The sequence below is a fragment of the Chloroflexota bacterium genome (assembly GCA_026713825.1).
Taxonomy (GTDB): Bacteria; Chloroflexota; Dehalococcoidia; order Lucifugimonadales; family UBA1127; genus UBA1127.
The window spans coordinates 1-25,524 of the sequence record JAPONS010000064.1; the positions used below are offsets into that span (position 1 = coordinate 1).

28 protein-coding genes and 2 tRNA genes are annotated in these 25,524 nt (G+C 65.3%); 18 read left to right on the forward strand and 12 right to left on the reverse strand.

The features are described 5' to 3' along the window. The coding region (locus tag OXC99_07770) for a 7-cyano-7-deazaguanine synthase (GenBank protein MCY4624882.1) at positions 1 to 180 on the reverse strand (180 nt) is incomplete at its 3' end. A 441-nt stretch (positions 181 to 621) separates the two neighbouring features. Between OXC99_07770 and OXC99_07775 the strand changes: the two genes are divergently transcribed. The 9 genes from OXC99_07775 to pstA all read left to right on the forward strand — a co-directional run bounded on the left by OXC99_07775 (position 622) and on the right by pstA (position 7,001). Then, positions 622 to 693 (forward strand) — tRNA-Arg (locus OXC99_07775). Between the two features lie 14 nt (positions 694 to 707). Next, positions 708 to 782: transfer RNA gene (locus tag OXC99_07780), tRNA-Pro, on the forward strand. Between the two features lie 184 nt (positions 783 to 966). Further along, on the forward strand, positions 967 to 1,665 hold the full coding sequence (locus OXC99_07785; GenBank protein MCY4624883.1) for a response regulator transcription factor: 699 nt from the start codon (positions 967 to 969) through the stop codon (positions 1,663 to 1,665). After that, a complete protein-coding gene (locus tag OXC99_07790) occupies positions 1,662 to 3,056 on the forward strand; it encodes an ATP-binding protein (protein ID MCY4624884.1) in 1,395 nt (464 codons plus the stop codon). Before OXC99_07785 ends, OXC99_07790 begins: the two co-directional genes overlap by 4 nt. A gap of 147 nt (positions 3,057 to 3,203) precedes the next feature. Then, entirely contained in the window at positions 3,204 to 3,836 is a 633-nt protein-coding gene (locus tag OXC99_07795) for a hypothetical protein (protein ID MCY4624885.1), read from the forward strand. Further along, complete coding sequence (locus OXC99_07800; protein MCY4624886.1) at positions 3,829 to 3,963, forward strand: hypothetical protein; 135 nt, start codon at positions 3,829 to 3,831, stop codon at positions 3,961 to 3,963. The genes OXC99_07795 and OXC99_07800 overlap by 8 nt, the downstream gene beginning before the upstream one ends. A 91-nt stretch (positions 3,964 to 4,054) precedes the next feature. Next, entirely contained in the window at positions 4,055 to 5,083 is a 1,029-nt protein-coding gene (locus tag OXC99_07805; protein ID MCY4624887.1) for a PstS family phosphate ABC transporter substrate-binding protein, read from the forward strand. 182 nt (positions 5,084 to 5,265) lie between these two features. Beyond that, positions 5,266 to 6,117, forward strand: coding sequence for a phosphate ABC transporter permease subunit PstC (gene pstC / locus OXC99_07810; protein ID MCY4624888.1), 852 nt, complete (start codon positions 5,266 to 5,268; stop codon positions 6,115 to 6,117). After that, a complete protein-coding gene (gene pstA, locus OXC99_07815) occupies positions 6,117 to 7,001 on the forward strand; it encodes a phosphate ABC transporter permease PstA (protein MCY4624889.1) in 885 nt (294 codons plus the stop codon). The genes pstC and pstA overlap by 1 nt, the downstream gene beginning before the upstream one ends. 329 nt (positions 7,002 to 7,330) lie before the next feature. Here the strand turns inward: pstA and OXC99_07820 are convergent, their stop codons facing one another. Further along, complete coding sequence (locus OXC99_07820; protein MCY4624890.1) at positions 7,331 to 7,600, reverse strand: hypothetical protein; 270 nt, start codon at positions 7,598 to 7,600, stop codon at positions 7,331 to 7,333. A gap of 182 nt (positions 7,601 to 7,782) precedes the next feature. Here OXC99_07820 and OXC99_07825 point away from each other — a divergent pair, with 182 nt between their 5' ends. Continuing rightward, positions 7,783 to 10,068 carry a xanthine dehydrogenase family protein molybdopterin-binding subunit gene (locus tag OXC99_07825; GenBank protein MCY4624891.1) on the forward strand — a complete coding sequence of 762 codons (2,286 nt, stop codon included), beginning with the start codon at positions 7,783 to 7,785 and terminating at the stop codon, positions 10,066 to 10,068. 163 nt (positions 10,069 to 10,231) lie between these two features. Further along, entirely contained in the window at positions 10,232 to 10,978 is a 747-nt protein-coding gene (locus OXC99_07830; GenBank protein MCY4624892.1) for a phospholipase D family protein, read from the forward strand. 64 nt (positions 10,979 to 11,042) lie between these two features. Here the strand turns inward: OXC99_07830 and OXC99_07835 are convergent, their stop codons facing one another. The 4 genes from OXC99_07835 to OXC99_07850 form a co-directional block, all read right to left on the reverse strand. Then, the gene (locus OXC99_07835; protein ID MCY4624893.1) at positions 11,043 to 12,191 is read right to left on the reverse strand and encodes a cobalamin-independent methionine synthase II family protein; all 1,149 of its coding nucleotides are present in this window, start codon (positions 12,189 to 12,191) and stop codon (positions 11,043 to 11,045) included. 31 nt (positions 12,192 to 12,222) lie between these two features. Next, on the reverse strand, positions 12,223 to 13,200 hold the full coding sequence (locus OXC99_07840; GenBank protein ID MCY4624894.1) for a hypothetical protein: 978 nt from the start codon (positions 13,198 to 13,200) through the stop codon (positions 12,223 to 12,225). Between the two features lie 43 nt (positions 13,201 to 13,243). Beyond that, positions 13,244 to 13,870: a hypothetical protein gene (locus OXC99_07845; GenBank protein ID MCY4624895.1), complete on the reverse strand. Its 627-nt coding sequence runs from the start codon at positions 13,868 to 13,870 to the stop codon at positions 13,244 to 13,246. 80 nt (positions 13,871 to 13,950) lie between these two features. Continuing rightward, positions 13,951 to 14,577 (reverse strand): DinB family protein, encoded by a 627-nt coding sequence (locus OXC99_07850; GenBank protein MCY4624896.1) that lies wholly within the window; start codon positions 14,575 to 14,577, stop codon positions 13,951 to 13,953. Between the two features lie 137 nt (positions 14,578 to 14,714). Here OXC99_07850 and OXC99_07855 point away from each other — a divergent pair, with 137 nt between their 5' ends. The 5 genes from OXC99_07855 (at position 14,715) to OXC99_07875 (ending at position 18,438) form a co-directional block, all read left to right on the forward strand. After that, positions 14,715 to 15,044 carry a hypothetical protein gene (locus OXC99_07855; protein ID MCY4624897.1) on the forward strand — a complete coding sequence of 110 codons (330 nt, stop codon included), beginning with the start codon at positions 14,715 to 14,717 and terminating at the stop codon, positions 15,042 to 15,044. Between the two features lies 1 nt (position 15,045). Next, positions 15,046 to 15,585 carry a nuclear transport factor 2 family protein gene (locus OXC99_07860; protein MCY4624898.1) on the forward strand — a complete coding sequence of 180 codons (540 nt, stop codon included), beginning with the start codon at positions 15,046 to 15,048 and terminating at the stop codon, positions 15,583 to 15,585. A 38-nt stretch (positions 15,586 to 15,623) separates the two neighbouring features. Then, positions 15,624 to 16,031, forward strand: coding sequence for a hypothetical protein (locus tag OXC99_07865; protein ID MCY4624899.1), 408 nt, complete (start codon positions 15,624 to 15,626; stop codon positions 16,029 to 16,031). Between the two features lie 6 nt (positions 16,032 to 16,037). Further along, positions 16,038 to 17,192: a hypothetical protein gene (locus OXC99_07870; protein ID MCY4624900.1), complete on the forward strand. Its 1,155-nt coding sequence runs from the start codon at positions 16,038 to 16,040 to the stop codon at positions 17,190 to 17,192. A gap of 91 nt (positions 17,193 to 17,283) precedes the next feature. Further along, entirely contained in the window at positions 17,284 to 18,438 is a 1,155-nt protein-coding gene (locus OXC99_07875) for a cobalamin-independent methionine synthase II family protein (GenBank protein ID MCY4624901.1), read from the forward strand. A gap of 266 nt (positions 18,439 to 18,704) precedes the next feature. Here OXC99_07875 and OXC99_07880 read toward each other — a convergent pair whose 3' ends face one another. Then, the gene (locus OXC99_07880; protein ID MCY4624902.1) at positions 18,705 to 19,583 is read right to left on the reverse strand and encodes an alpha/beta hydrolase; all 879 of its coding nucleotides are present in this window, start codon (positions 19,581 to 19,583) and stop codon (positions 18,705 to 18,707) included. Between the two features lie 193 nt (positions 19,584 to 19,776). Between OXC99_07880 and OXC99_07885 the strand changes: the two genes are divergently transcribed. Beyond that, positions 19,777 to 21,120 (forward strand): MFS transporter, encoded by a 1,344-nt coding sequence (locus tag OXC99_07885; protein MCY4624903.1) that lies wholly within the window; start codon positions 19,777 to 19,779, stop codon positions 21,118 to 21,120. Then, positions 21,117 to 22,253, forward strand: a complete 1,137-nt coding sequence (locus OXC99_07890) for an HRDC domain-containing protein (protein MCY4624904.1) — start codon at positions 21,117 to 21,119, stop codon at positions 22,251 to 22,253. The genes OXC99_07885 and OXC99_07890 overlap by 4 nt, the downstream gene beginning before the upstream one ends. A 50-nt stretch (positions 22,254 to 22,303) precedes the next feature. On the opposite strand, the gene OXC99_07895 is transcribed toward OXC99_07890, so the two are convergent. The 5 genes from OXC99_07895 to OXC99_07915 form a co-directional block, all read right to left on the reverse strand. Then, positions 22,304 to 23,248, reverse strand: a complete 945-nt coding sequence (locus OXC99_07895; GenBank protein ID MCY4624905.1) for a TIGR03560 family F420-dependent LLM class oxidoreductase — start codon at positions 23,246 to 23,248, stop codon at positions 22,304 to 22,306. Between the two features lie 499 nt (positions 23,249 to 23,747). Next, positions 23,748 to 24,170 (reverse strand): type II toxin-antitoxin system VapC family toxin, encoded by a 423-nt coding sequence (locus OXC99_07900; GenBank protein MCY4624906.1) that lies wholly within the window; start codon positions 24,168 to 24,170, stop codon positions 23,748 to 23,750. Further along, the gene (locus tag OXC99_07905) at positions 24,170 to 24,430 is read right to left on the reverse strand and encodes a type II toxin-antitoxin system prevent-host-death family antitoxin (protein ID MCY4624907.1); all 261 of its coding nucleotides are present in this window, start codon (positions 24,428 to 24,430) and stop codon (positions 24,170 to 24,172) included. The genes OXC99_07900 and OXC99_07905 overlap by 1 nt, the downstream gene beginning before the upstream one ends. A gap of 155 nt (positions 24,431 to 24,585) precedes the next feature. After that, a complete protein-coding gene (locus OXC99_07910; protein MCY4624908.1) occupies positions 24,586 to 24,915 on the reverse strand; it encodes a nucleotidyltransferase domain-containing protein in 330 nt (109 codons plus the stop codon). Continuing rightward, a complete protein-coding gene (locus tag OXC99_07915) occupies positions 24,908 to 25,330 on the reverse strand; it encodes a nucleotidyltransferase substrate binding protein (protein MCY4624909.1) in 423 nt (140 codons plus the stop codon). Before OXC99_07915 ends, OXC99_07910 begins: the two co-directional genes overlap by 8 nt. Positions 25,331 to 25,524: the final 194 nt, after the last annotated feature.

The window sequence follows — 25,524 nt, forward strand, 5'->3', positions numbered from 1 at the left end:
GATATCCTCGAGGGTGCAGCAGCCGCGGCTGAGGGGCGCGGCGTCAGAGCGCTCCTCAGCGTAGAGGCGGAGCGTGACGCCGATGACCTCGTAGCCCTGGCGGGCGAGCAGGAGCGCGGCGACCGAGGAATCGACGCCGCCGCTCATGGCGACGACGACGCGGCCGGGGGATGTCGACATGGGGAATCCTCCTATGTCGAGGGTACCATAGGCAAATGGGGGCGGGAAGGGACGCGCCGGCGGCCCACCGCAGAGGCAATTATCACCCCTCCCCGTAGCTGCGGCAGGTTGTTTCTTGTTCGTTTTGTAGGTGCGTTTGCACTTTGCAGATACAAGTCAATGAAATTCTTTTCTGTGGGGAGCAACTCCCAAGAGCGAGACGCACACCGTCCGTAGCCAGTACCGCGCCCAGGCGCTTCCGACCGCTCAATTGGCGGGGAGTTGTCGACGTAGCAGATTGCGCTCTCCATACGTGGAGGCTAAACGAGGACGTGGCTAAAGGGCAATGAGCTCGTGTCAGGGTGGCGCAGAGCCAGGGAGTACGCGCATCCTCGCGGGCGACGTGGGCGGGAGAGGGCGCAGCTTGTTGGGGGTGTGGGGCGCTGCTATAGTGAATGGGTGGCCCCCGTAGCTCAGTGGATAGAGCACCGGCCTCCGGAGCCGGGTGCGGGCGTTCGAGTCGCCCCGGGGGCGCTCCACCAACCCTTCGGGGCGTAGCGCAGCGGTAGCGCGCTTGGTTTGGGACCAAGAGGTCGGCAGTTCAAACCTGCCCGCCCCGACCATCACTTCTTTTCCGACCACCGTTCAGGTTTGCCTCATTCCGCGGCAAAGGGGCGCGGCGAGCCGCCGTTTAACGCCTTGTGAAGCCTCCGTTAAGGGTCTCCCCAATGGATTACACCGCCGACGCCGACGCGAGTAGAATACGGGCAACAGCCGGCCCACCACTTATTCGCAGGGAGGTCGCCCATGGCCGAAGGCACGGTCCTGGTCATTGAAGACGAGGAGAACCTGCAGGAAGCGCTCAAGTACAATTTGGAGCGCGAAGGCTACGACGTCCTCACGGCGAGCGACGGCGAGCGCGGACTGGGCATGGCGCGGGAGAAGCGGCCGGACCTGGTGATCCTCGACATCATGTTGCCGCATCTCGACGGCCTGGAGGTGTGCCGCATCCTGCGGCGCGAGCACGACACGCCCATCATCATGCTGACCGCCAAGGGTGAAGAGGTAGACCGCGTCGTGGGTCTGGAGCTCGGCGCGGACGATTACATAACTAAGCCGTTCAGCATGCGGGAGCTGCTGGCGCGGCTGCGGTCGGTGCTCCGCCGGACCCGAAGCCATGCCCACGACGTCGCACTGCCATCGAACGAAGTGCTCACCTCCGGCGACCTGCAAGTCAACCTGGCGGGCCACACCGTCCACCTTGGGGAGAGGGAGCTGGATCTCAAGCCTCGAGAATTCGACCTGCTGGCCCTGCTGGTCGCCAACAAGGGCCGCGCGTTCACGCGCGACCAGATACTGGAGCGACTGTGGGGACAGGACTACATCGGCGATACGCGCACGGTGGACGTGCACATACGGTGGATACGCCAAAAGCTGGAGACCGTACCGGGCAGTCCCAACCGAATCGTGACAATCAGGGGTGTAGGGTATAGATTTCAGGGATGAAGCTCCCGCGAGGGTTCCACTGGCGCGTGGTCCTGGTGTTCGCGGCACTAACCGCTCTCACCGCTGTGGGGGCTGCGCTCTTCCTGCTCAGCTCCATGCCTAACGCCACCGCGTCCACCCAGGAGCGCATCATTTTTACGCTCCTTGCAGCCGGGGCCACCGCTGTGGCCCTGTTGCTCCTGATGGAGATCCTGATTTCCGTCATGACGCGCAGGGCGCTGACCAATCTAACGGTCTCCGCGCGACGCATCGCGCAGGGGGAGCTTGACCACCGCGTAGAAGTGTCCGCCTCGAGCGAGACCAGCGACCTCGCGTTCGCCGTCAACCGCATGGCGACCTCCCTCCGGGAAATCATCCGCGACCTGTCCACGGAGCGGGACACGGTGTCAGCGGTGCTCGAAACCATGGTCGACGGTGTGCTCGTCGTGAGCGCGCAGGGCCGCATCGAGCTTGCCAACCCCTCGGCAGTGCTTCTGCTGAGCCTTCGGCAGGAGGACGTGGGCAGGCGAGAATACGGTGAAGTCATCCGGGACCCCGACCTGCGCGAGCTGGTGACGCGATGCCAGCGGTCGGGGGTCCGGCAGTCGGCCGAGGTAGACCTGAACCTGGGGGGGCACCTCATTCCCGTCAACATCATCGCGACGCCGCTGCCCGGCAGCACGCCGCCGGAGGTGCTCCTGACCATCCACGACCTCCGCATGCTCCGTCAACTGGAGTCGACGCGAAGGGAGTTTGTAAGCAACGTCTCGCACGAACTCAAGAGCCCGCTGGCGTCGGTGCGCTTGATGACGGAGACGCTCGAGGACGGGGCCATCACGGAAGAGGCCATCGCCCGTGACTTTCTGGGCCGCATCCGCCGGGAGGTGGACCGGATGAACGCCCTCGTGGACGACCTGCTCGATCTGGCGCGGATCGAGAGCGGCCGGGAGCCGGAACCGCACGTCCCGATGCAGATCGCCCCGGTGATGGAGGAGGCCATTGGCCGATTTCGAGTAGCGGCGGCGCAGAAGGGCGTGCGACTGGAGCACGTTGAGCCGCCGCACCTGCCGGCCGTCCTCGCCAACGAGGGGCGCATCGGGCAAGTGTTGGTCAACCTCCTCGAGAACGCGCTCAAGTGGACGGAGGCCGGAGGCCGAATTCGGCTCTCGGTGGAGGAGGAGGCCAAAGCAGTCAGGGTACTGGTGCAAGACACGGGGGTGGGCATAGCGTCGGAGGACCTGCCGCACGTCTTCGAGCGGTTCTACAAGGTGGACCGCGCGCGACGGGACGGCGGGACCGGGCTAGGGCTGGCCATCGTCAAGCACATCGTGCAGCTCTACGGGGGCGAGGTCTCGGCGGACAGCAGGCTCGGTGAGGGGAGCACGTTCACGTTCACGGTGCCGCTGGCGTAGGGGGAGCACGCAGGCAACCACAGAGGCCCGCCACTGCGGCGGGCTTTTTTCATGCAACCGGCGCGGAGTCGTTGGCCGAGCGTTAAAGGCGGGGAAACCGGACGTTCACGGGGCGCCCGTACGCTAGGTGTTGAAGGGAGGGCGCCCATGCAGAGAGGTAGTGCAGACCTTACGCCGACCACCTTCGCCAATCAATGGCGGGCGGGGGTGGGCATCGTGGCACACGAGAGCGCTCATACAGAGGCGCTCTTTTTGGTGGAGCAGTCCATGTGGGTGGTGAGCCGGTGCCGACTGGCGATGAGCCCTGGCCTGGGGCTTCTCTGCGGGAGCCGGCTCGAGCTGGCGGCGCGGTTCACGACGGCAGGTGTGCAGCAGAGCGCGGAGGACGTAGCTGCGCTGGTGTCGAGCGAGGAGTTAGACGCGGTGGTGTACCTAGCGAACCCGCTCGCCAATCCGCGATGGGACGCGGCGCTCCGGACGCTGGTGCGGGCGTGCAACGCGCGGAACGTGCCGCTGGCGACCAACGCAGCCACGGCGCGGGCGGTGCTGGCCGAGCTTGGCGCGCGGCTGCTGCGGGCGGCGGAAGAGACAGTCATAAGAGGTAGAAAGGAGGACTCGTTTGACAACAGGAACCACGGAAACCCCGGCGCCGCCGAAGAGGCGGCTGCGGCTGCTGCCGCGGCTTCGGACACGGGTGAAACGGCTCTGGCGCAGGACAAGGTCGCTAGCGCGGCTGTCGCCGGCATGTTCCCACTGCGGGGGGAGCTTGGCCTTGACTGACTACTCGTCGTGCGAGAGCGGTCTGGGCACCGTGACGGTGGAGCAACGGTGGGCGTGCCGGTCGTGCAGGAGCGAACAGCAGCGCTGGCGGTTCTACGGCGCGGACTCCGATTGGACCGGCGTTTGAGCGTTAACCGAGCCTTAACCTCAACGTCAATTCAGGTTAACCCAGAGGGGTTAGGGTAGGTATGAGCCCAAGAGAAGGAGGAGGAGCATACATGCGTGTCTCGTTCAGAGTAAAGACTCTCGGCCTGGTTGCCCTGGGGGCGGTCATCGCCCTTTCCCTCGGCCTCGCGGCCTGCAGCGGTGACGACGAGGGAAGCACCGCCGTAAGCAGCGCGGCAAGCGCCGCAGCAAACAGCACGGCAAGCACCGCAGCAAGCAGCACGGGAAGCACCGCAGTCGAAAGCGACCCGCTTCGCGGCTCCATAGAGATCGACGGCTCGAGCACGGTCGAGCCAATCACGGCCGCGGTGGCGGAGGAGTTCAAAAAGCTGCACGAAGGTGTGAACCCGAACGTGGCGGTCTCCGGGACCGGCGGCGGCTTCAAGCGGTTCACGGTCGGCGAGACGGCCATCTCCAACGCATCCAGGCCAATCAAGGATGCTGAGGCTGCAGACGCCGCGGCCAACGGTGTCGAGTACGTCGAGATACTGGTGGCGGTGGACGGCCTGACCGTAGTGGTCAACCCGAACAATGACTTCGCCACCTGCATGACGGTGGACGAGCTCAAGGCGATGTGGGAGCCGGGTTCCGAGGTCAACAACTGGAACCAGGTCAACTCGAGCTTCCCCGACCAGAACCTGACCCTGTACGGCCCGGACACGGACTCGGGCACGTTCGACTACTTCACCGAGGAGATCGTGGGTGAGGCGCAGGCCAGCCGCGCGGACTACAGCCCGAACGCCAACGACAACATCCTGGTGCAGGGCATCTCGGGCGACGAGAACGCGCTGGGGTACTTCGGGTTTGCTTACTACCTGGAGAACCAGAGCCGGCTGAACGCGGTTGCCATCGACAACGGAAACGGCTGCGTGGCACCGACGCCGGAGTCGATCAAGAGCGGCGACTACACGCCGCTGTCGCGGCCGCTGTTCATCTACGTGAACACGGCCGAGCTAGAGAGGCCAGAAGTGCGGGCGTTCGTGGAGTACTACCTGGACGAGGCCGGCGCGCTGGCCGCGGAAGTCGGATATGTCGCACTAACTGACGCTGAATACGCGGAAGGCAGGGCCAAAATCCAGTAAGATACATTTCGGTTGGACGGGGGAGGCACCCTCCACGCGGAGGATGCCTCCCGCTTCCGGCTTGCAGGGGGTACCCCGCATTGGCAATCCATGAGAGGGGCGTAAACGCCGGAACCTTGGGCGCACAAGAAAGCAGCGCATATTCATACCGCCTCCGCCGGAGGATGATAGAGGGGCAGGTGATGAAGTACCTCTTCTTCACCTGTGCCGTGCTTTCCATTGCGACGACCGTCGGGATCCTGTTCAGCCTGGCCACCCAGGCGTGGGGCTTCTTCCAGGAGATCGGCGTCTTCGAGTTTCTGACGGGGACGACGTGGCAGCCAATCCTGAAGCCCACGTCGTTCGGCGTGCTGCCGCTGGTGTCTGGCACGATGCTCGTCGCGGTGCTGGGCGCGCTCGTGGCGGTGCCGGTCGGGCTGGGGACGGCGATCTACCTGGCTGAGTACGCCCCCGATAAGGCCCGCCGGGTGCTCAAGCCGTTCCTGGAGATCCTGGCGGGCATCCCCACGGTTGTGTACGGGTACTTTGCCATCACCTTCGTGACGCCGCTGCTGCAGAACTTCATCGGCGGGCTGCCCATCTGGAACGCGCTGAGCGCGGGGCTTGTCATGGGGCTCATGATCATCCCGATCGTCTCGTCGCTGAGCGAGGACGCGATGGTGGCGGTGCCGCGGTCGCTGCGCGAGGCGGCGTTCGCGCTGGGGGCGACACGCATCGAGGTGGCGCTGAAGGTTGTCGTGCCGGCGGCGCTATCGGGGATCGTGGCGGCGTTCATCCTCGCGATCTCGCGCGCCATCGGCGAGACGATGCTGGTGACGATCGCGGCGGGCGCGCGGCCGAACCTGACGTTCAACCCGACCGAGCAGATCCAGACGATGACGGGCTACATCGTGCAGGTGAGCCAGGGCGAGGCCGCCCACGGGTCGGTCGAGTACAACACCCTCTTTGCGGTGGGGCTGCTGCTGTTCTTCATGACCCTTGCCATGAACCTTGCGGGGCACTTCATCGTGCGGCGCTGGCAGGAGCGGTACTAATGGCGACGCAGAGCGCGAAATTCAACCCGAGGCTGGAGATCCGGAAGCTTACCGGCAGTCTGTACGTCGGGCTCTTCATACTCTGCGTCCTGGTGGGCGTGGTGGGGCTGGCGACGCTGCTCATCTCCGTGCTGGTTGACGGACTGCCCTCGCTGACCTTGAACTTCCTGACCACCAAGTCTACGTCGCGGTTCGCCGAGCAGTCGGGGGTGCTTTCGGCGATGGCGGGGACGGCGTGGATCATGTTCTGGACGGCACTGTTCACGGTGCCGGTCGGCGTGGGGGCCGCGGTGTACCTGGAGGAGGATGCGGCCAAGAACAAGTTCACGAATTTCATCGAGGTCAATATCGCCAACCTGGCGGGCGTGCCGTCCATCGTGTACGGGCTGCTGGGGCTGGCGGTGTTCGTGCAGTACCTGTCGCTGGGGCGCAGCATCCTGGCGGCGGGACTGACACTGTCGCTGCTGGTGCTGCCCATCGTGATCCTCGCGTCGCGGGAGGCAATCCGGGCGGTGCCGTGGTCGCACAGGGAGGCGGCGTACGGGCTTGGGGCGACGCAGTGGGAGGTAGTGCGCAGCGTCGTGCTGCCGGCGGCGGTGCCGGGCATCGCTACGGGGACGATCCTCGCGCTGTCGCGGGCCATCGGCGAGGCGGCGCCCATCGTTGTTATCGCGGCGGTGGTGTTCATCACCTTCGTGCCGGCGACGCCGCTGGACCGGTTCACGGTGCTGCCGGTGCAGATCTACAACTGGGTCAACCGGCCGCAACCGGAATTCCAAGGCCTGGCGGCGGCGGGCATCATTGTGCTGCTGGTCATGCTGCTTTCGATGAATGCGGCGGCGGTGTATATCCGCAACCGCTTCCAGAAGCGTTCTGAGGAGTGACATCAGGGGACTCTCAGCAACAGGCAGACTCTCCTCCGACAGGCCCCGGCGCCCCCCGGGGCCTGTTTTCGTACAGGCGGGTTTCCTTGACGCCCCATAGGGGCAACCCGATACTGACAACGGGGTGGGGTGTGCGGCAAACGCCGTTGGGCCCGGGAGGCCGGATTCTCGCCCCCGTATCGGGGTACGGGGCAAGCTTCGCGGGAATGACCCCGCATCAAGTGCGGGGCAGGCTCGCCACCCATGATGGCTGGCGCGGTGTTCGAGCTGATTGCAGGAACACATACGGCGGCAAGCGTGGCGGGGGAGGAGACTGGTCCGACCGTTCGTCATGCGTTGGGCTTTGAGCGCCCGCCTTTCGTTTGGATTGGTGCGCGGATTCCCCGTAGCTGCGTCGGAGGTTGTTTCGCCTTTGTTTTGTAGGGGGTTTGTCGCATTTCAGCTACAAAGCAAATATTTTTTTCTTTTGGGGCGGCAGCCCTTTCACCGGAACCGCCGTGCTGAGCCACGACGGTGACACAGGACGAGGGGCTCACCGGCGTTGAGACTCGTGCGCCGACGCTGATGGGCTTGGTGGCGGTGGTGGTCTGCGCTTCCATGGGGAGAGGGTAACGGGGGCTTCGGCTTTCGCGCGAGGGGTCTGTGTCAGGGTCTTCGGCGGAGAGCGGAGACGGCCCCCCGCGTCCGCCCCTGCCCTGGGTTCCCGCCCCCGTATCGGGGTACGGGGCAAGCTTCGCGGGAAAGACGGGAGGAAGGGGCACATCGATACGAGGAGGAAGCCATGACGACGGCAGCGCCTACAGGGCGGGTCATCGGAACGCGGACGCCCAAGGTGGACGGCGTCGAAAAGGTGACGGGGCGAGCGCAGTATGGGGCCGACGTGCAGCTTTCCGGGCTGCTGGTGGGCCGCATCCTCCCGAGCCCGTTCGCCCATGCGCGCATCGTCAGCATCGACACCTCGGCGGCGGAGGCGCTGCCGGGCGTGATGGCCGTCGTGACGGGGGCAGACTTCCCGCTGCCGCCGCCGGGGACGGTGACCCCGTGGGGCACGGCGACCGAGCGGAGCTACTTCGTCGCGCAGGAGGTCATCGCGCGCGACAAGGTCGTCTACCACGGGCAGACCGTCGCAGCGGTGGCCGCGCGGACGGCCGAGGCGGCGGAACGCGCCCTCGATCTCATCAACGTGGAGTACGAAGAGTTGCCGCCCGTGTTCGACGCGGTGGAGGCAATGCGCCCGGACGCGACAGTGCTGCTCAACGACCTCTTCACCAAGTCGCCGGAGGGGACTGCGACGGAGCCGAGCAACGTCGCGGAGCAGGCGGTGTACGAGCGCGGGGACATCGCGGCGGGGTTTGCCGAGGCGGACGTCGTCGTGGAGCGGGAGTACAGGACGCAGGTGGTACACCAAGGGTACATCGAGCCCAACGTGGACTCGGCGTACGTGGACGCACAGGGGAACGTGACGGTCTGGGCGAACACGCAGGGCATCTTCGGGCAGCGGCGGGACATCGCGATGATTGCGGGCGTGTTGCCCAGCCGCATCAAGGTGATACCGACGGAGGTCGGCGGCGGGTTCGGAGGGAAGACCACCGTGCGGTGCAGCGCGCTTGCTGTCGCGCTGTCGCGGAAGGCGGGACTGCCGGTACGCGTGGGGCTGAGCCGCGAGGAGGTGCTGCGCACGGCGGGGCCGGGCAACGCCATCCACTGCCGGGTCAAGCTGGGCGCGAAGTCCGACGGCACGCTGACGGCCATTGAGGGCAGCTTTGTCTACGACGCGGGCGCCTTCCCGGGCGCGCCGATGCGGTTGTCCATCCGGCGAGTGTTTTCGCACTACCGCTCGGCCAACTTCCGCGTCGAGGGCTTCGACGTGGTGACGAACCACCCCCACGTCCACGCCTACCGCGCGCCGGGGGGCACACCGGTCGCATTCGCGCTGGAGTCAACGATGGACGAGCTTGCCGGGGAGCTCGGCATGGACCCGCTCGAGGTGCGACGCATCAACGTATCGCGGGCCGGCGACCCGATGCCCGACAACGTCCCGCTCTCCTCCGTGAGCCTCGAACGTGTGCTGGACGCGATCCAGGCGCACCCCTGCTGGACGACACCACTGGAGGGCGAGAACCGGGGCCGCGGGCTGGCGCTCGGCATGTGGACGGTGCCGGGCGGGACGGCGAGCTCCCACATCACGCTCGCGAGCGACGGCACCGTCGCGCTGGTGCTGGGCACGGTGGACCTGTCGTCGACGCGCACGAGCCTCGCGATGGTGGCGGCGGAGCTGCTGGGCGTCGACATGGACGACGTGCGCGTGGTGATGGGCGACACGGACCTGGTGGGTTACTCGGACTCGAGCTCCGGCGACATGGTCACGTACGTTGCCAGCCGGGCGGTGCGGGAGGCGAGCCTCGACCTGCTGGGCAAGATGAAGGCAACGGCGGCAGCGCACTTCGGCGTGGATGCCGCGGACGTGGACTACGGGAACAAGCTCTTCTACGTGCGCGGCGCGGGGGAGATGTCCATCGGCTGGGCGGACCTTGCGCAGAAGTCGCCCGTCGCGAGCGGCGGCGCGCTGGTGGGCTACGGGACCGTGAACACGCCGTCGATGAACCTGGGCGTGCTGGCGCCGAACGCGGCCGCGCACGTCGTCGACGTGGAGGTCGACCCGGAGACGGGGAAGGTGGAGCTGCTGCGGTACACGGCCTTCCAGGACGTCGGCCTCAGCATCAACCCGGGGCAGGTGGAGGGTCAGGTGCAGGGCGGCGTCGCGCAGGGGATCGGCTGGGCGCTGCACGAGGAGTACGACTTCGACGACCGGGGCGTGCTGCGGAATGCGACGCTGCTGGACTATCGCCTGCCGACGTCGCTGGACGTGCCGCCCATCGAGACGGTGGTGCTGGAGGAGCCCTCGCCGGAGCACCCGCTGGGGGTCCGCGCGGCGGGACAGGTGCCGATCGTGCCGCCGGTGGCCGCGATTGCGAACGCCATCCGCGACGCGACGGGGGCGCGCATCCGCACGCTGCCGATGAAGCCGGAGACGGTGTGGCGCGCGCTGCGGGCGCGGGGCGGGTAGGGGGTAGTCCCGCGCATGCGTGACTCGGCGTCATACCGACGAAGACCGACACCCCTACGTTACCGGGCGTTGCATGCACCAACACAACCCTGTACCATTTGCCCCGCATTTAGCAGTGCGCGCGAGACCAGTACACCTACATTCCAAGAAGGTACACAAAGACATGGCCAAGTTCCTCACGACAACCGGCGTCTCCTACCATCTCGAAGGGATCATCAAGAGTGCTGAGGACAGGCTGTATATCATTAGCCCCTACCTCAAAATCAACGAGCGCATGAAGGAGCTGCTGGAGGATAAAGCGCGGATGAAGATTGATATCCGCGTTGTGTACGGAAAGAACGAGTTGCAGCCCTCAGAGATCAAGTGGCTTGAGAACCTGCCATCCATACACACAAGCTTCTCAAAGAACCTTCACGCCAAGTGCTACCTGAATGAGCGCCAGGCGATCCTGACTTCAATGAATCTCTATGAATTCTCCCAACTACACAACGACGAGATGGGCATCTTGATCTCACGGGAAGAGGAGCCTGACCTCTACGAGGAGATTCGGCAAGAGGCACAGCGACTTCTACGGAATAGCGAAGAAGTTCGCATCACCGTTGCCCGCGTGGAAAGTGAAGTGGACAAGGCCCCCAGTCCACAGCCGCGTAAGGAAACACGGCCCGCCCCCGCATCAGCCCAAGCCCCAATCAAGGGTTTCTGCATACGCTGCAAGGGGGAAATAGTGGCGGATCCGACAAAGCCCTACTGCTCTACCCACTTCACAAGCTGGAACCGCTACAAGAATTGGTCCTATGAAGAAAAGCACTGTCACCTGTGTGGAAAAGAACATGCATCTTTCATGAGCAAGCCGGTATGCCCCTCTTGCTTCCGCAAGTACCGCAACGTTGTCAAATTCGTAACAGCCTGAACTCGCCGAAGCATCCCCCGCTATGCCAGCGAAGGCCGGTATAGCGGGGGTAGGGTGCGGCCTACTATCTGTCCCATAACACGGCTGATGCTCGTCTTGCGCCTTCTACCATCGAGCGGAACTTGCCCCAGACGATGTCCGGGTGGAGGCGGCCACCGAGGCCGCAGTCCGTTCCCGCCACGACGTTCTCCCGCCCCACGAGGTTGGCCAGACGCTCAATGCGGTCTGCGATGAGCTCCGGGTGCTCGACGACGTCGTTGGTGTGCGCGACGACGCCGGGGATGAGGACCTTACCGTCGGGGAGCTTCACGTCGCGCCAGAGCTTCCACTCGTGCTCGTGGCGGGGGTTCTGGTCGTAGGAGATGCCGGAGCAGCGGACCTGGAGCAGCAGGTCGACGAACTCGTTGAGGTTGATGTCCTCCGAGTGCGGGCCGCGCATGCCGCCGTAGCAGATGTGGAGGCGGATCTGCTCCTCCGGGATGTCCTGCAGCGTGTGGTTGAGCAGCTCCACCAATTGACCGAAGCGCATGCGAAAATCGGGCAGCTCCATGCCGAGGGCGTTGAACTTCATCACGGGCGTGTCCACCTGCAGCACGAATCCGGCGTCGGCGATGGCTTTGTACTCTTCGCGCATGGCCTCGGCGCAAGCGCGGATGTACTCCTCCTCGGTGGCGTAGTACTCGTTCTGCTCGGGCTGGTAGCCGACGTTGTCGGGGCCGACGGAGGCCATAAAGGCTTCCGCCACGCTGACGCCGCTGAGGGCGGACTGGAGGTTGTCCACGTCGGTCTGGATCGCGGCCTGGCCGGTGTAGGTGATGGGCGCAGTGCAGACCATCTGCCTGGCTGCGACAGGGCGGGCGCGGGTCCTCGCCTGGTCCGCGAAGTAGCCTTCGTAGTTGCCCTTGACGCGCTCCGTGCCGCGCTCCATGTTGCCCGCTCCGGGCGGCACGTCACGGAACTCGAAACCGCCCAGACGGTCACGGATGTAGCCGGACCAGCCGGTCTTGTACTGCTCGCCGTCGTTGATGATGTCTAGGCCCACCTCGGCCTGCTGGCGGACGATGTCGGCGACAGCGTTCTTCACGAGGGCCGCGAGAGCTGCTTCGTCGTAGGGCTCCTGTGCCTGCTTGGCATCGAGCATCACACGGAGCTCGGGTGGCCGGGGCATGCTGCCGACATGGGTAGTCAGGATGCGGTCAGTGCTGTGCTGCATGGAGTTCTCCTTCGGCGGTTTTTCATCTGCTTTACGTGTCCAGGGTGCTCGCGGCCATCCAGTCCTCAAGCGAGAGACGCTGTTTGGTGAGACCTTGCTCGACGTTGTAGGTCAAGTACGTATCCAGAGCGCCCATGTCGTCCTTCACGCCGTAGACCCACGGGTCGCCCCACACCTTCTCCTGCTCGACCCATGCCTCGCGCTGGTACATGAGGGAGAAGCCGGCGCGGTCGTTGACGGCGTCGATGTAGGCGAGCCGCTTGGCCTCGACGAAGGCGTCGTACACGCGGCGGGCGAGCTCAGGGTCCTCGCGGTCGAGCTTGCGACTCATCACCATCTGGTGCATGGGCGTGTGGATGCCCGCCTCCTTCCATAGGGCGAGGTCTTCGTCCCGGTAGTTGGGGAAGACGCGCTTCACCACGGGGCTGGACTCCAGCATCTCGAAGGCGGGACCGTCGGAGATGTCCGTGATGATTGCGTCGACGTCGCCGGACATGAGGCGGGCCAACGGGCCAACGGGCCCCGCGCCGTCAGTGACTTCGTTGGAGGGCATGACCGTGGGCTGGTCCACGTGCAGCGGGAAGACGCGGCGGTTGTTGGTGACCATCCAATGGAGCTTGGTGATGTCGACGCCGTGGCGGTGCTGCAGGAGTCCGGCCGTCCACACGGTGATCGAGGTTGGGTACGAGCCGGATCCGATGCGCTTGTCCTCGAGGTCCTTTGGGGTCTCGATGCCGGCGTCGGCTCGGGCGAAGATGAAGGTGTAGACGGGCTTGCGCTTGATCATGAGGGGCAGGCCGACGATCTCCCAACCAGCCTCGATGGCGGGCAGGACGTAGCCGAGGTTCAGGTCCCAGAGGCCGAAGTCGCCCGACTGCAGCGCGGGGACCTCGTTGAATACCATAGCGCCCGTGGGCGTGGGCACGAGGTCAACGCCGGGGACCTGCACGCGGCCGTCGAGCAGGGGCATGGTGATGTCGTAGCGCATGGTGGAGATGGGAAGCTGCATGGTTCACCTCCGTTTTGGCGTCTGAATGGGTGGGGAGACCCGGCTAGGCGGGCCGAATCTTGACTGTGCCGTCCCACTCGCTGAGGGGAGCGCAGTGCCACCACCAGTTGGGCGCCTGGCGCTCCTTTGCGCCGAGGGACTGGCGGCCTGTCGCGTAGAGCAGGGCCTCCCACGGGTCGCCCTCGTCCTGCACCCAGGGGAAGAGCCGCGCGAGCGCCTTTGCGACGATGTCCGGGGGTGGCGTGAACTCGAGGCCCAAGCCCTCGGCGATGTCGGACGCGTGCACGAGGGTCTCGGTGCAGGCCATGGCGGCGAAGCCGTGGCGGTCGGCGAGGCCGGCCGGGTGGAAGCCGCGCGCGTCCTCAGGCATCGAGCGCAGGACGGCGGCGAGGACGTTGGCGAGGGCGCGGTGCACGGTCACGAGCTCGGCGATGGACTGGTCGGGGTTGTTGGCGCGCGCGCCGGGGAGTCGGCTGCGGGTCTGGTTGGCGGCGTTGGACGCGAGGAAGATCTGGACGGTGGTGACGTGCTCCAGCGTCTGGCGGCAGTCCCAGTCGAGTTCCCCCGCGGTCGCGGACCAGTCTAGGTCGGCGAGGGTGGCGAAGAGCTGGTAGGCGGACTCGGCGGCGGCGATGACGTCGTCCGGGCCGGGTTCATGCAGGTCATCCATGGTGCAGGCGCTCCTTCTCGGTCGAGGGTGGGGCGTATGGTATCACGGGGGTGTGGGCGCGCAAGTGGTACGACGCCTGCTCAGCCAGCCCGGACCCTCTCCGTGCCGTCCCACTCGCTGAGGGGCGCGCATTGCCACGACCAGTTGGGGGCTCGCCGCTCATTGCCGCCCAAGCCGCGCCGTCCGGCAGCATAGAGCAACGTCTGCCACGGGTCGCCATCGTCATGCACCCACGGGAAGAGACGGGCGAGCGCCTTCGCGGCGATGTCCGTAGGCGGCGAGAAGTCGACGCCGAGGCCCTGCGCGATGTCGTTGGTGTGCACGAGGGTCTCGGTGCAGGCCATGGCAGCGAAGCCGTAGCGGTCGGCGAGGCCGGCGGGGTGCCAGCCCTTCGCGTCCTCGGGCATACCGCGCAGCACGGCGGCGAGGACGTTACTCAGCGAGAGGTGGAGCTGGACCAACTCGGCTATGGAGCAGCCGGTGTTGTTGATGCGGGCGGTTGGCAGGCGGCGTAGAGACGGGTCGGCGGCGTGCGTGGCGTAGAAGAGCTGGACGTAGGCTACGTGCTCAAGGGTCTCGCGGCAGTCCCACTCGAGGTCGCCGGCGATGACGGACCAGTCGCGGTCCGCGAGGGGGGCGAGGAGGGCGTGGGCGGCCTCGGCGGCGGCGAGGACGTCGTCGGGGCCGGGTTCGCGCAGATCTTCCATGCGTGGCGCTCCTTTGCAGGTGTGCGGGCCACGACATGTTATCACGGAGGCTTGGGCACGCAGGGAGCCGACGCCTTCGTTGACGGGTTGAAGGCAGGCCGATACGCTGACGGCACACAAAGATAGGGAGTTGTCCTATGACGCGCGCGGTTTATCAGGTACGGCTTGTCGTGAAGCCGGAGTACGAGGAGGAGTTCAATGCTTGGTACGAGGGGTGGTACATTCCCAAGCTGATGGCGGAGGTGCCGCACTTCTTCTCGTGCAGACGCTACGTGGGTGAGTTCAACGGCGAGAATATTTACATAACAGACTATGAGACGACCGTCGAGGACATGGAGACGGCCATCGCGGAGATGCGGGTGCCGGAGCGCGCGCCCGTGAATGCCCTGTTCTACGAGTGGCGGGAGAAGGCTATCACGCTGCATGAGTCCATCCGCTTCGCGGAGCGGGTCGCGGTGGACCGGTAGCATGGCGTCGATAGAAGAACGGGTACAACAACTCGAGGACAGGGAGGAGATCAGGGACCTCGTGGCAGCGTACTGCCGGGCCATCGACGACCGCGACCTAGAGGGGTTCGTCGCGCTGTACACAGACAACTGCGTCCATGGGCAGCGGGACGGCTCACTGCACCTGGAGGGCAAAGCAGCGCTGCGGGAGCATTACACGGCTCGCTTTCGGCAATACGGGGTGACGCTCCACACGCCGCATGCGCATGTGATCACCTTCGATGGGCCGGACAATGCCCACGGCTGGGTGACCGGCCACGCGGAGATGGGGCTACAGGGTGAGGGCTGGCTCGCCGCCTTCCGTTACACCGACGCGTACCGCCGCGAGGATGGCGTGTGGCGGTTCGCGCAGCGGGAGTTGGCGACGTACTACTACCTTCAGATGGCGGACTTGGCCAAGGGGCTTGGGCAGACGATGCGCAAGCACCGCCAGGGGAGGCTCACAGCTGCTGATTTGCCGGAGGGGCTGGAGACGTACAAGGCGGTGCATGGGCTGGGGTGAGTGGGGTAATCAAAAGGCAGACGCGCTAGGAGAATGCCATGACTTCACAGGATCCTGAGAGCACGGTGCCCATCAGTGAACGGGTCAAGTTTTGGGAAGAGCAGGACAAGATAAACAAGGAGTTAATCCCCCGCGTAATTCGCCAGCATGAATTGCTTACGCGGCACATCGGCGAGCATGAGTCACTGCCTGAGGTGGTTGCGAACGCCGTCCACAATGCGGTGACCACCGTGAGAACAGAGCAGAAGCGGGAGTTTGATGAAGAGGTTTCTCGCATCAATATGGGTGTGGAAGAGCAAGTAGCCGCAGCTGTTCGCAGTGCAACAGCTGCGGCGGAGGAGAGAGCGCGGCGGGCGCGCAATTTGGCCATTAGCTTGGGATTCGTGGCTTTCTTGGCCGGGGTTGCCGGTATGAGCTTGGGGGTAGTCGCACTATTTGCGGGGTAGGGCTCAATGGAATCCACTCAAAACCTACAGGAATTGCAGGCACTGCCGGGCGACGCCTATGAAGGGGATGTAGCGGCAGAAGAAATCCTTGCTCAACTGGCGGAGACGGATGCGGCCCTGCATGCGGCGGAAGCCGCTTCGGAAACTTCCCTGTCCATGTGGCCCGTCTTCACTGGTGTCAACGTCGACGACAAACTGCAAGAGGCATACGAGTTGGCCTATCCCAATCAGGCCGCAGACCACTCGCTGCACCAACACTGGCTGGAGATGGAGGCTCGCGGGGAGGGATCGGCGGATGGGTTTATCGGCGGCCTTAAGGGTAAGTTAGGTGAACTGGATGCCAAGGAGTTCTTAGAAGAGCGAGGATTTCAGAACGTGGAGCTTGCGCCAGACCCCAATCAACCTGTATGGGATATTTCCGCCATTGGCGAGAACGGTGAACAGATCCTCTTTCAGGTGAAGACGGGGGCTGCGTCCTATGGAGCCGAAGTGGTGGACGCCATGCAGGAAAGCCCCAACGTTCAGTTTCTGGTAAATACGGAAATCTACAACTGGATCTCAACCAACCACCCGCACTTGCTTGGGCAGGTGGACAACTTTGAGGCGAACATCTCCGCTCCCTTTGAGCATATTGAGGGTATAGAGGACGGACTGGCCACCCTAAGTGACAATATGGGCATCGACGTACCGGACGGAGCGGTAGACCTGCTGCCGTATGCCGGCGCCGTTGTGGCAGGCGCACGGCTCATTTACAGCGTCGTAAGCACAGAGAGAAAGTTCAGCGACGCCGACCGTTCGACCAAGAACAAGATCCAGGTCGTTCAGACCCTGACACTGATGTCGAGAATGGGCGTTAGCGTTGTGTTGGCTATCGCAGGCGGACAAGCGGGCGCAGCCGCAGGCGGCGCGCTGGGAAGTGTGGTGCCGGGCATCGGTAACGCGGTGGGAGGGATAGGCGGTGGTGTTGGTGGGAGTCTCATGGGTGTGGGCCTGGGAATGTACCTGAACAGACAGCTTGAACCCCATATGCTCGACTTGGCTTTAGACATAACAAGCCTTACGAGAGACGACCTGTTCTACTACAAGAACAAGCGGCGCATCGACGACATTGGCGACTCCATCCAGAGCACGGCTGTAGCGCTTGCAGCACTGCCTCTGTGAAGCCGGATGTGCTATAACTGTAAGGCCCGCTGACATCGGCCCGATGGCGCCGTGTGTCAGCGGCATCGCAACACTGAAGGAGAGGGTGAACATGGCGACACAATTTCGAGCGGACCATGTGGGCAGCTTTCTGCGGCCGGCGGAGGTTAAGGAGGCGAGGGACGCTTACCGGGCCGGGAGCATCTCTGAGGAGGCTCTGCGCGAGGTGGAGAACGAGCATATCCTGCGCGTGATCGAGCTGCAGAAGCAGTCGGGCATTGGTATCTACACGGACGGCGAGCTTCGGCGCAGCGGCTGGGCCGGGGGGTTCGGCGAGTCGGTGGAGGGATACATCGAGGGCGACCCGGCAGTCAGCATGCCGTTTCAGGGCGGCCGCAGCGACTGGAGCGTCACGGGAACGGGGATCACGCCGGACAACCCGATCGGCGTGCCGGGCGGCGGCGGCGGCCGCGTAATCGGGGAGAAGCTCCGCCTGGTGCGGCGACTGACTGGGCACGAGTCGGCGTTCATCAGGGCGAACGCGCCGGGGCCGTACAAGGTGACAATGCCGGCGGCGAGCTACGTGACTGCGCGGGGCTACAAGCCCGGCGTGACGGACAAGGTGTACGAGTCTCGGGCGGCGGTGCTGGCCGATGCAGCCGACATCATTCGCGACGAGGTCGCGGCCCTGATTGCGGAGGGGTGCCCGTACGTGCAGATCGACAACCCGCACTACCCGGACTACATTCCGGACGAGCGACGGGCGCAGTGGACGGCGTTGGGCGTCGACCAAGACCAGGCGTTAAGCGACGACATCGATGCGGACAATGCGAGCGTCAGCGGCGTCGACCGGAGCAACACCATCGTGGCGATGCACCTGTGCCGCGGCAACGGGGCGTTCGGCGCGTACCACACGTCGGGCGGGTACGACCGCATCGCAGAGCAGCTCTTCACCCGGCTGGACGTGGACGCCTGGCTGCTGGAGTACGACAGCGAGCGCGCGGGCGGGTTCGAGCCGTTGCGGTTCATGCCCAAGGGCAAGACGGTTGTGCTGGGGCTGGTGACGACCAAGGCCGGGGAACTGGAGTCGCCGGACCTGCTGCTGCAGCGCATCGAGGAGGCGGCAAAGTACGTGGACATGGACGACCTTGCGCTGAGCCCGCAGTGCGGCTTCTCGTCGACGCTACAGGGTAACCCGCTGGCGTGGGAGGACCAGCTCCGGAAGCTGGAGCTGGTGGTGGAGACGGCCCGCCGCGCGTGGGGGTAGGTCTCCGGGCGATTCCCTGATAATTGAGCGCCCCGGTTTCCCTTGAATGGAGACCGGGGCGCTTTGCGTTTGGCGCTGCCTGACCTTCGACAGGCTCAGGGTGAGAGGAGGTTCTGGATACCGGCTTTCGCCGGTATGACAGAGCGGGGCGATGGCGCGCGCCCTTCGAGAGGCTCAGGGCGAACGGGGTGGGGCCTGGGCAACCACGAGGGTTGCCCCTATGCGATCTGCCACACGGTTTCCTCAAGGTCCAGGGGGAGCGGGGGCTAGACGTCGTCGGCGGGGCTGGTGAAGCCAACGCCGGAGCCGGAATCCCGCTCGTCCCAGCGTCCGGCTTCCACGGCGGTCAAAAAGGCGTCGACGGCGCGGTTGAAGGCGTCGGGTTCCTCAATGTTGCAGGCATGGCCGGTCTGCGGGAGCACAACGACGCCGCAGCGCGGGATACGGCGCTTCATGTATATGGCGGGCTCAAGGCACGGGTCGTCCTCGTCGCCGAGGATGACGAGGGTGGGGACCTGCATGGCGCGGAGCTCGTCGTCGAGGGTCATGATCGAGCGGCGGCGGGCCTGGTAACCGCGCAGGGTGAGCGCCTTCCCCTGCGCCGAGTGGTCCATGAACAGGGTTGCGAACTCACTCCAGCCGAGGGGGTCCTTCTGCAGAAAACGGATGCGGGTGGGGCCTCGGAGGTAGCCGTACATGGCCGCGATGCCGCCGGACTCGAGCGTCTCGGCGTAGCCAATGGACTGCTTACCAAACGTCTCGGGGTCGGTGCTGCCTGTGCCGGCGCCCGCCACGATGATCGACCGGGCGACCTCAGGGTGGGTAAGGCCGAACCAAAGGGCCATGTTGCCGCCCATCGACAGGCCGGCGACGTGAGCCTGCTCGATGCCGAGGTGCTGCAGGAGCTGGTAAAGGTCCTCCACCACCTGCTCCTGCGAGTAGTCGTCGACGTTCTGGGGCACGTCGGACGGGGGATAGCCGCGGGCGTTGTAGGTGATGACGCGGTAGCGGCGCGAGAAATAGCTCACCTGCGCGCGCCAACTCTCATAGCTGCCGGCGAGCTCGTGGGCGAAGACGAGGGGGAAGCCGTGGCCTGTCTCCTCGTAGTAGAGGCTGACGCCGTTCTGCAGTTTTGCCATGGGCATGGTGGCGCTCCTGTCTCGCGCGCAACTCGCGCGCCGTGGTGATGGGGAAAGCACGGGCAACGTAGCCGCCGTCCCCAGCGGTGTCAAGGCCGGGCGTCAGGGTTCCTGCCTTCACAGGAACGACGGGGCGGGGTTGGCATGACGCATTGGGCTGCGTGGAGTATGCTAGGGCCAGCTTTACGAGGAGCGCCAGGTGTCCTCACCTACGGCCGAAATCGCGCCCCGATTCTTCTACGGCTGGGTTATCGTCTTTGCGGCGGGCGTCAAGGGCTCTTTCAACGTCGGCAGCGCGGTCTTCGCCTCCAGCGTGTTCCTCGTCTCCATGCAGGAGGACCTGGGGTGGAGCCGTACCCTCATCTTCGGGGCGCTGGCCGTGCGCACGCTCGCCGGCGGGTTGCTCAGCCCCATCGTCGGCCCCTGGGGCGATCACCCATGGGCGCCGCGCGTCGCCTTGCCCATCGGCTCGGTGCTCTTCGGCCTTTCTTTCATGCTGGTCAAGTGGGCGGACACACCGCTGGAATACTACCTGACCTACGGCGTCCTGGGCGCGGCAGGACTGGCGCTGACCAGCAATCCCATCCTCGAAGGCGTTGTGCTCAAGTGGTTCATTCGGCGGCGCGCCCAGGCCATCATGTGGATGCAGGTGGGCCCGCCGACCGGCCCCATGATCTTTCCCGTCGTCCTCACCTTCCTCATCAATGCAGTCGGGTGGCGTGACGCGTGGCTGTGGCTGGGCATTGCCTCCATCGCAGTGTTCCTGCCGCTCTCGCTGCTGGTGCGGACATCGCCCGAGTCCATGGGGCTGCTGCCCGACGGCGACCGTCCGGGCGAGGCTCCCTCGACATCCGGCGGGCCAAGGCGGGGCGGCCCTGCCGGTGAACACAGCTTCACTCGCGCGGAGGCCCTTCGCAGCAAGTCGTTCTGGATGATCTGCGGGGCCCTGGCCCTCAGCATCGTCGGCCTCCCCGGCTTCCAGGCGCATTGGGTGCCCTACCTGGTCGACATCGACTTCAACCGGGAGGTTGCAGCCTCCGCGCTGTTCGTGTTCGGTCTTGGGTCGGTGTCGGCGCGCTTCGTGTGGGGCTACCTCACTGCTCGACATGACATCCGCAACCTCATGGTCATCCAGGCATTGCTGGCGGCCCTGGGGGTGCTCTTCCTGTTGACGGTGCAGAACACGGTGATGATGTACGCCTGGGCCATTTACCACGGCCTCACCCTGGCTGTCTTCTTCCAGCTCCAGACGCTGCTGGTGGTCACCTACTTTGGACGCAGGAACATAGGCGCGATCCGCGGAGTCATGTTCCCCTTCATTACCCTTGGATCCGCAACCGGCCCCATCCTTCTTGGCGCACTTTATGACTGGCAAGGCTCATATCTTATGCCCTTCTCCCTGGTGACCGTCCTGTGGTTGCTGGCCGGATTGGTCGTGTTCATGACTCGGCCGCCGAAGGCCGTCCAAGAACCCGCGGTGGGGGCTGACGCTGCGGTGGCGCCCGAGGCTCCGACAGCCTCCAAGGCGGAGGCGGCCTCGTGACGACCGCGCTCTCGACGCCCTACACGCTGGTGACCGACCGCGAGCAGTTTCTCGACCTTTGCCGCGTCCTCGAGCGGTCAGAGCGAATTGCCGTGGACACCGAGGCGGACAGCATGCACCACTACCCGGAGCGGGTGTGCCTGGTGCAAGTGGCAACACCGGAGTCGACGTACCTGCTGGACCCGTTCGCGCTGCGGGACCTCTCGCCGCTGGGCGGGGCGCTGGGGGACCGCCGCGTGCTGAAGCTGCTGCACGGAGCGGACTACGACGTGCGGGGGCTCAACCGCGACTGGGGGCTCACCTTCGCCAACATCTTCGACACGCACATCGCGGGGCAGTTCATGGGGCTGGAGCGCGTGGGGCTTGCGGCGCTGTTGCTGGACTTGCTGGACATCGACATCCCCAAGGACCGGCGTATCCAGCGCGCCGACTGGTCCAAGCGACCGCTGGACGACCATGCGCTGCAGTACGCGGCCGCCGACGTCCACTATCTCTTTGCGCTGCATGACGTGATGACGGAGCGGCTGCGGGAGCTTGGACGGCTGGCGTGGGTGCAGGAGGAGTGCGAGCGGCTGTGCGAGGTGCGCCACTCGCCGCAGGACCTGCGGGAGACGGTGCTGTCGCTGCCGGAGTCGCGGAAGATGGACAGCCGGCAGCGGGCGGTGTTGCTGGCACTGTACCAGTGGCGGGAGGAGCAGGCGCGGCGACAAGACCGGCCGCCGTCGCATGTGCTGCCGCCGGGGGCGCTGGCGGAGATTGCGGTCGAACCGTCGGCGCCGCTGGAGCGGCACAAGTCGCTGAACCCGAAGCTGGCGATGCGTTTCGGGAGGGCGATCCGCGGCGTGGTGGCCGAGGGGCTGAGCGGGCCTCCGCTGGAGCGCCCACCACCGTCATCGCCGCCGCGGGGCAGGCCGACGCAGGGGCAGACGCGCAAGCTGGCGTCGCTGAAGGCATGGCGGCATGCTGAGGCCAAGGCGATCGAGGTGCATGTGTCGCTGGTGTGGCCGATGCGCAGCCTAGAGCGGCTGGCCCGCGAGCCACAGACGTTCGCGGAGGAGCTGCGCTCGCCGGAGGTGCGGGAGTGGCAGCGGGAGCGCTTCGGGGCGTCGCTGCGGCGGGCCGTCGGGGGCTAACGAGGCTCCCGTTCGCCCTTCGATTTCCCTCAGGGCGAGCGGGGCGAGGGCTAGAGGGCCGCGGCACGCGGTGCGATCTCCTCGCCCAGGTAGGCTATGAAGGCGTCATTGGTGAAGTTCATGTGCTGGAACATGATCTCGCTGACGCCGAGCTCCGCTAGCTGGCCGAGTCTTTCGATAACCTCCTCTGTGTCTCCCACCAACATTCCGCGGTTGCGGGCCGCCTCTTCGATGTCGCCCACAGTGGCGCCGCGTGCTAGGCGGAGGAAGGTGCGGAAGCTGTCGGCGGCGTCATTCGGGTTTGGGCCGATGAAGCCGAAGGTCATCATGGAGCGCTTGACGGACGACAGGTCGCGGCCGACGGCGTCACAGTGGGCCTGGAGCACCTCAATCTTGTGGGTGTAGTTCTCCGGGAGCATGCTGATGCAGTTCCACTCGTCGGCGTACTGGGCGGCGATGCGCATGGTCCGCTTCTCGCCGCCTCCGCCGATGAGGAGCGTCGGACGGCCCTCGGGCGGCTTGGGCAGGCAGTCGGCGTCCTGCAGCGTGTAGTAGCGGCCCTCGTAGCTGGCGGGGCCGGGGCCCCAGAGCCCTCGCATGACGTGGATGGCCTCCTCAAGGCGGCTGAGGCGCTCGCCAATGGGCGGGAAGGGGACGCCATAAGCGACGTGCTCGGACTCGTTCCAGCCCGCGCCGAGGCCCATGACGAAGCGGCCGTTGCTGAGGAGGTCGAGCTGGGCGGCCATGCGGCCGACGTTGACGGGCGGTCGGAAGGTGATTGGTGTGACCATGGGGCCGAACCGGATGCGCTGGGTCTGGAGTGCGGCCATGGCGAAGGAGAGGTAGGGCTCGAGGGAGTCCTGCTGCGGGCCGATGAAGAAGTGGTCTGAGCGGTAGACGCCAGATAGGCCGGCGTCCTCAGACCGCCTCAGGATGTTGCTCCACTTGTCCCAGGTCAGGCCGTTCTGTCCTTCCACCATCAGACTGATTTGCATGAGGGCTCCTTGTGTTCAGGTTGGGCGGCGATGGCCGCCGCACGGGGATTGTACACGCGGGAGGGCGGGAGCGGGGGTCTCCCTGATGCTCCTTCTTCAGGCTCTTTCAGCGCTTCTGGACAGCTTCGGGACGCGGTCAGGGCGTACGGATTGTGGGGTGGGAATTGTTTTCGAATATCAATTCGTAGCTGTTAGTGACATTTGTAGCTACAAAAACACATGCCTTATCCGGGAAACAATTCGTAGCTGTATTGGTCCCAAATTGCGCCGACTACGGGTGACGCGCGGGAGGTGGGCAATTCCCTGACCGAACGGCTGGCTCTGCGTGTCCATGCTTGGAGGGTATCGACGTGTGGGTTTCAGGGCAAGGAGTTCGTGTCATGGTCACGGGGGTTGGCCGCGGCGCCGCCAGTGGACGGATACCCCTGTGGTGAAGGCGGATGTCCAGCATGGGTAGAAGCCGGCGGACTGGGCGGTGCGGAGGGAGGCGTTTTGCGGGTCAGGGCGAATCGCTCGGGTCGCCGAAGGGGTCCAAGACGGGGACGCCGGTGGGTGCGAAGTGGCGGACGTTGCGGGTGACCACGGTGAGGCCGTGTTCAAGCGCTGTCGCGGCGATGAGGAGGTCGACGTCCTGATTTCCGAGAGACGCCGAGAGATGGCCCCATCGTCGTGCGGCGGCGGTGTCCACGGGCAGGATGCGGTGCGCAAACCATGCCAGAATCCGCTCGGACCAGAGCGTCAGGTCACGGGCAAAATCCGGGTTGATGGGACGCTGCAGGGCGATGCCACGTTCCACCTCGGCAACAGTCACGACGCTCATGAAAATGTCGGAGTTTCTCTGCGCCGTCAACCACGCAACAGGGCCCGGGTTCCGATCCGGGCGACGGAGGGCCGAGAGCACGTTGGTGTCGAGGAGGTACATTACAACTCGACGTCGCGGAGATTCACGGAGGGTCGTTCAAACACCTCGTCCGGCCCGTCCTTGGGGATGGCCAACAAGTGCTCGACAAAGGTGGGCGCATTGGCGGCGTCGGCGCGGCGGAGGCGTTCGTAGTCCTCGACGGCAACGACAACGACGGCGGGGGCGCCTCGCCTCGTGACCATCTGAGGCTCACCGCCGAGAGCGGCGTCCACAACCGCGCTGAAGCGGTTCTTTGCATCCTGCAATGCCCATTGAGCCATGTTTACCTTCCTGTCGAATGTTTCTGGCTAGATTATTAGGCTAGATAGAAGATTTGACAAGGGGGTGGGGATGGGGTGAGCCAGTGTTCTCTGGATACCGGCCTGCACTGGTATAACGAGGTGAGGGCGGAACGACGAGTGGGGGTGAGGGGCGCCTACGGGGATGGAAGAGGGGCGGCCTGTTGTACTACAACGTAATCGCGTTCAATTTCACGCCGGAAGCTATCAGGGAGCCTTGCCCAGTCGTGGGCCTGAACGAGGATGGGGAGATTGGACTGCTCCAGCGCTTCAAGCAGGGCGTAGAAGCTGTCGTCGAGTGGTTGCAGGCCGGGGCCGCGGACCGCGAGGTCGAGGTCGCTGGCGTCGTGGGCTGCGCCATTAACGCGGCTGCCGTAAGCCCACACCTCGGCTGACGGGACATGCTCGCGCAGCAGGACTTCAAGCATGGCACGGTGGCGTGGGGCGAGAGCGAGCCGGTCAGTCATCTGACCCCTCCGCGATCACCCCGGCCAAATCACGGGCGTCCTGGATGAAGCCGGGGAGGATAGCCAAGGTGGCTTCGGCAAAGCCCGCGCCGTAGTTGTGCGCCGTGTCATTGCGGTTATCGCGATAGACGCACCAGCGTTCCGCCGTGTCCAGGGTGATGAGGCCGTGCCTGGCCGCGTGGCGGAAGATGTCCTTGAAGGTGAGTTGGTCCGCCTGGCGATGGGACGCCATGAAGGTGCGGAGCCGTTTCCGCAGCAGATTGCCGGACTGCTCAAGGACAATCTCGAATTCCTTGACGGCGGCGGCGCGAAAGACTTCGTAGAATTCGTCGTCCGGTTCGCGTCCCTGAAGACTATCGTGTGCCGACTGCAACGCGCCGATGCAGCGCGAAAGGAACTCAATGTCGAGAGCCATAGGCTATGCTCGCACTCCGAATAGCCGGGTCTTGGGTGGATTATTGCGAAGGGCGGGGATGCAGTCAACGGGGTGGGCCTTCGACGGGCCCAGGGCGAGCGGGGGGGGGGGGGAGGGGGGGGGGGGGGAGTTCCTCATGTGCCGGGGGGGGGGAGTGCTGAACTGGCCCTCCGACGCGGGGGGGGGGGCCGCCC

What these genes read in the sequence shown, in the direction of transcription:
- OXC99_07785 (MCY4624883.1), top strand. Translation starts at nt 967, where the DNA reads ATGGCCGAAGGCACGGTCCTGGTCATTGAAGACGAGGAGAACCTGCAG.
- OXC99_07790 (MCY4624884.1), top strand. Translation starts at nt 1,662, where the DNA reads ATGAAGCTCCCGCGAGGGTTCCACTGGCGCGTGGTCCTGGTGTTCGCG.
- OXC99_07795 (MCY4624885.1), top strand. Translation starts at nt 3,204, where the DNA reads ATGCAGAGAGGTAGTGCAGACCTTACGCCGACCACCTTCGCCAATCAA.
- OXC99_07805 (MCY4624887.1), top strand. Translation starts at nt 4,055, where the DNA reads ATGCGTGTCTCGTTCAGAGTAAAGACTCTCGGCCTGGTTGCCCTGGGG.
- pstC (MCY4624888.1), top strand. Translation starts at nt 5,266, where the DNA reads ATGAAGTACCTCTTCTTCACCTGTGCCGTGCTTTCCATTGCGACGACC.
- pstA (MCY4624889.1), top strand. Translation starts at nt 6,117, where the DNA reads ATGGCGACGCAGAGCGCGAAATTCAACCCGAGGCTGGAGATCCGGAAG.
- OXC99_07820 (MCY4624890.1), bottom strand. Translation starts at nt 7,600, where the DNA reads ATGGAAGCGCAGACCACCACCGCCACCAAGCCCATCAGCGTCGGCGCA.
- OXC99_07825 (MCY4624891.1), top strand. Translation starts at nt 7,783, where the DNA reads ATGACGACGGCAGCGCCTACAGGGCGGGTCATCGGAACGCGGACGCCC.
- OXC99_07830 (MCY4624892.1), top strand. Translation starts at nt 10,232, where the DNA reads ATGGCCAAGTTCCTCACGACAACCGGCGTCTCCTACCATCTCGAAGGG.
- OXC99_07835 (MCY4624893.1), bottom strand. Translation starts at nt 12,191, where the DNA reads ATGCAGCACAGCACTGACCGCATCCTGACTACCCATGTCGGCAGCATG.
- OXC99_07840 (MCY4624894.1), bottom strand. Translation starts at nt 13,200, where the DNA reads ATGCAGCTTCCCATCTCCACCATGCGCTACGACATCACCATGCCCCTG.
- OXC99_07845 (MCY4624895.1), bottom strand. Translation starts at nt 13,870, where the DNA reads ATGGATGACCTGCATGAACCCGGCCCGGACGACGTCATCGCCGCCGCC.
- OXC99_07850 (MCY4624896.1), bottom strand. Translation starts at nt 14,577, where the DNA reads ATGGAAGATCTGCGCGAACCCGGCCCCGACGACGTCCTCGCCGCCGCC.
- OXC99_07855 (MCY4624897.1), top strand. Translation starts at nt 14,715, where the DNA reads ATGACGCGCGCGGTTTATCAGGTACGGCTTGTCGTGAAGCCGGAGTAC.
- OXC99_07860 (MCY4624898.1), top strand. Translation starts at nt 15,046, where the DNA reads ATGGCGTCGATAGAAGAACGGGTACAACAACTCGAGGACAGGGAGGAG.
- OXC99_07865 (MCY4624899.1), top strand. Translation starts at nt 15,624, where the DNA reads ATGACTTCACAGGATCCTGAGAGCACGGTGCCCATCAGTGAACGGGTC.
- OXC99_07870 (MCY4624900.1), top strand. Translation starts at nt 16,038, where the DNA reads ATGGAATCCACTCAAAACCTACAGGAATTGCAGGCACTGCCGGGCGAC.
- OXC99_07875 (MCY4624901.1), top strand. Translation starts at nt 17,284, where the DNA reads ATGGCGACACAATTTCGAGCGGACCATGTGGGCAGCTTTCTGCGGCCG.
- OXC99_07880 (MCY4624902.1), bottom strand. Translation starts at nt 19,583, where the DNA reads ATGCCCATGGCAAAACTGCAGAACGGCGTCAGCCTCTACTACGAGGAG.
- OXC99_07895 (MCY4624905.1), bottom strand. Translation starts at nt 23,248, where the DNA reads ATGCAAATCAGTCTGATGGTGGAAGGACAGAACGGCCTGACCTGGGAC.
- OXC99_07900 (MCY4624906.1), bottom strand. Translation starts at nt 24,170, where the DNA reads ATGTACCTCCTCGACACCAACGTGCTCTCGGCCCTCCGTCGCCCGGAT.
- OXC99_07905 (MCY4624907.1), bottom strand. Translation starts at nt 24,430, where the DNA reads ATGGCTCAATGGGCATTGCAGGATGCAAAGAACCGCTTCAGCGCGGTT.
- OXC99_07910 (MCY4624908.1), bottom strand. Translation starts at nt 24,915, where the DNA reads ATGACTGACCGGCTCGCTCTCGCCCCACGCCACCGTGCCATGCTTGAA.
- OXC99_07915 (MCY4624909.1), bottom strand. Translation starts at nt 25,330, where the DNA reads ATGGCTCTCGACATTGAGTTCCTTTCGCGCTGCATCGGCGCGTTGCAG.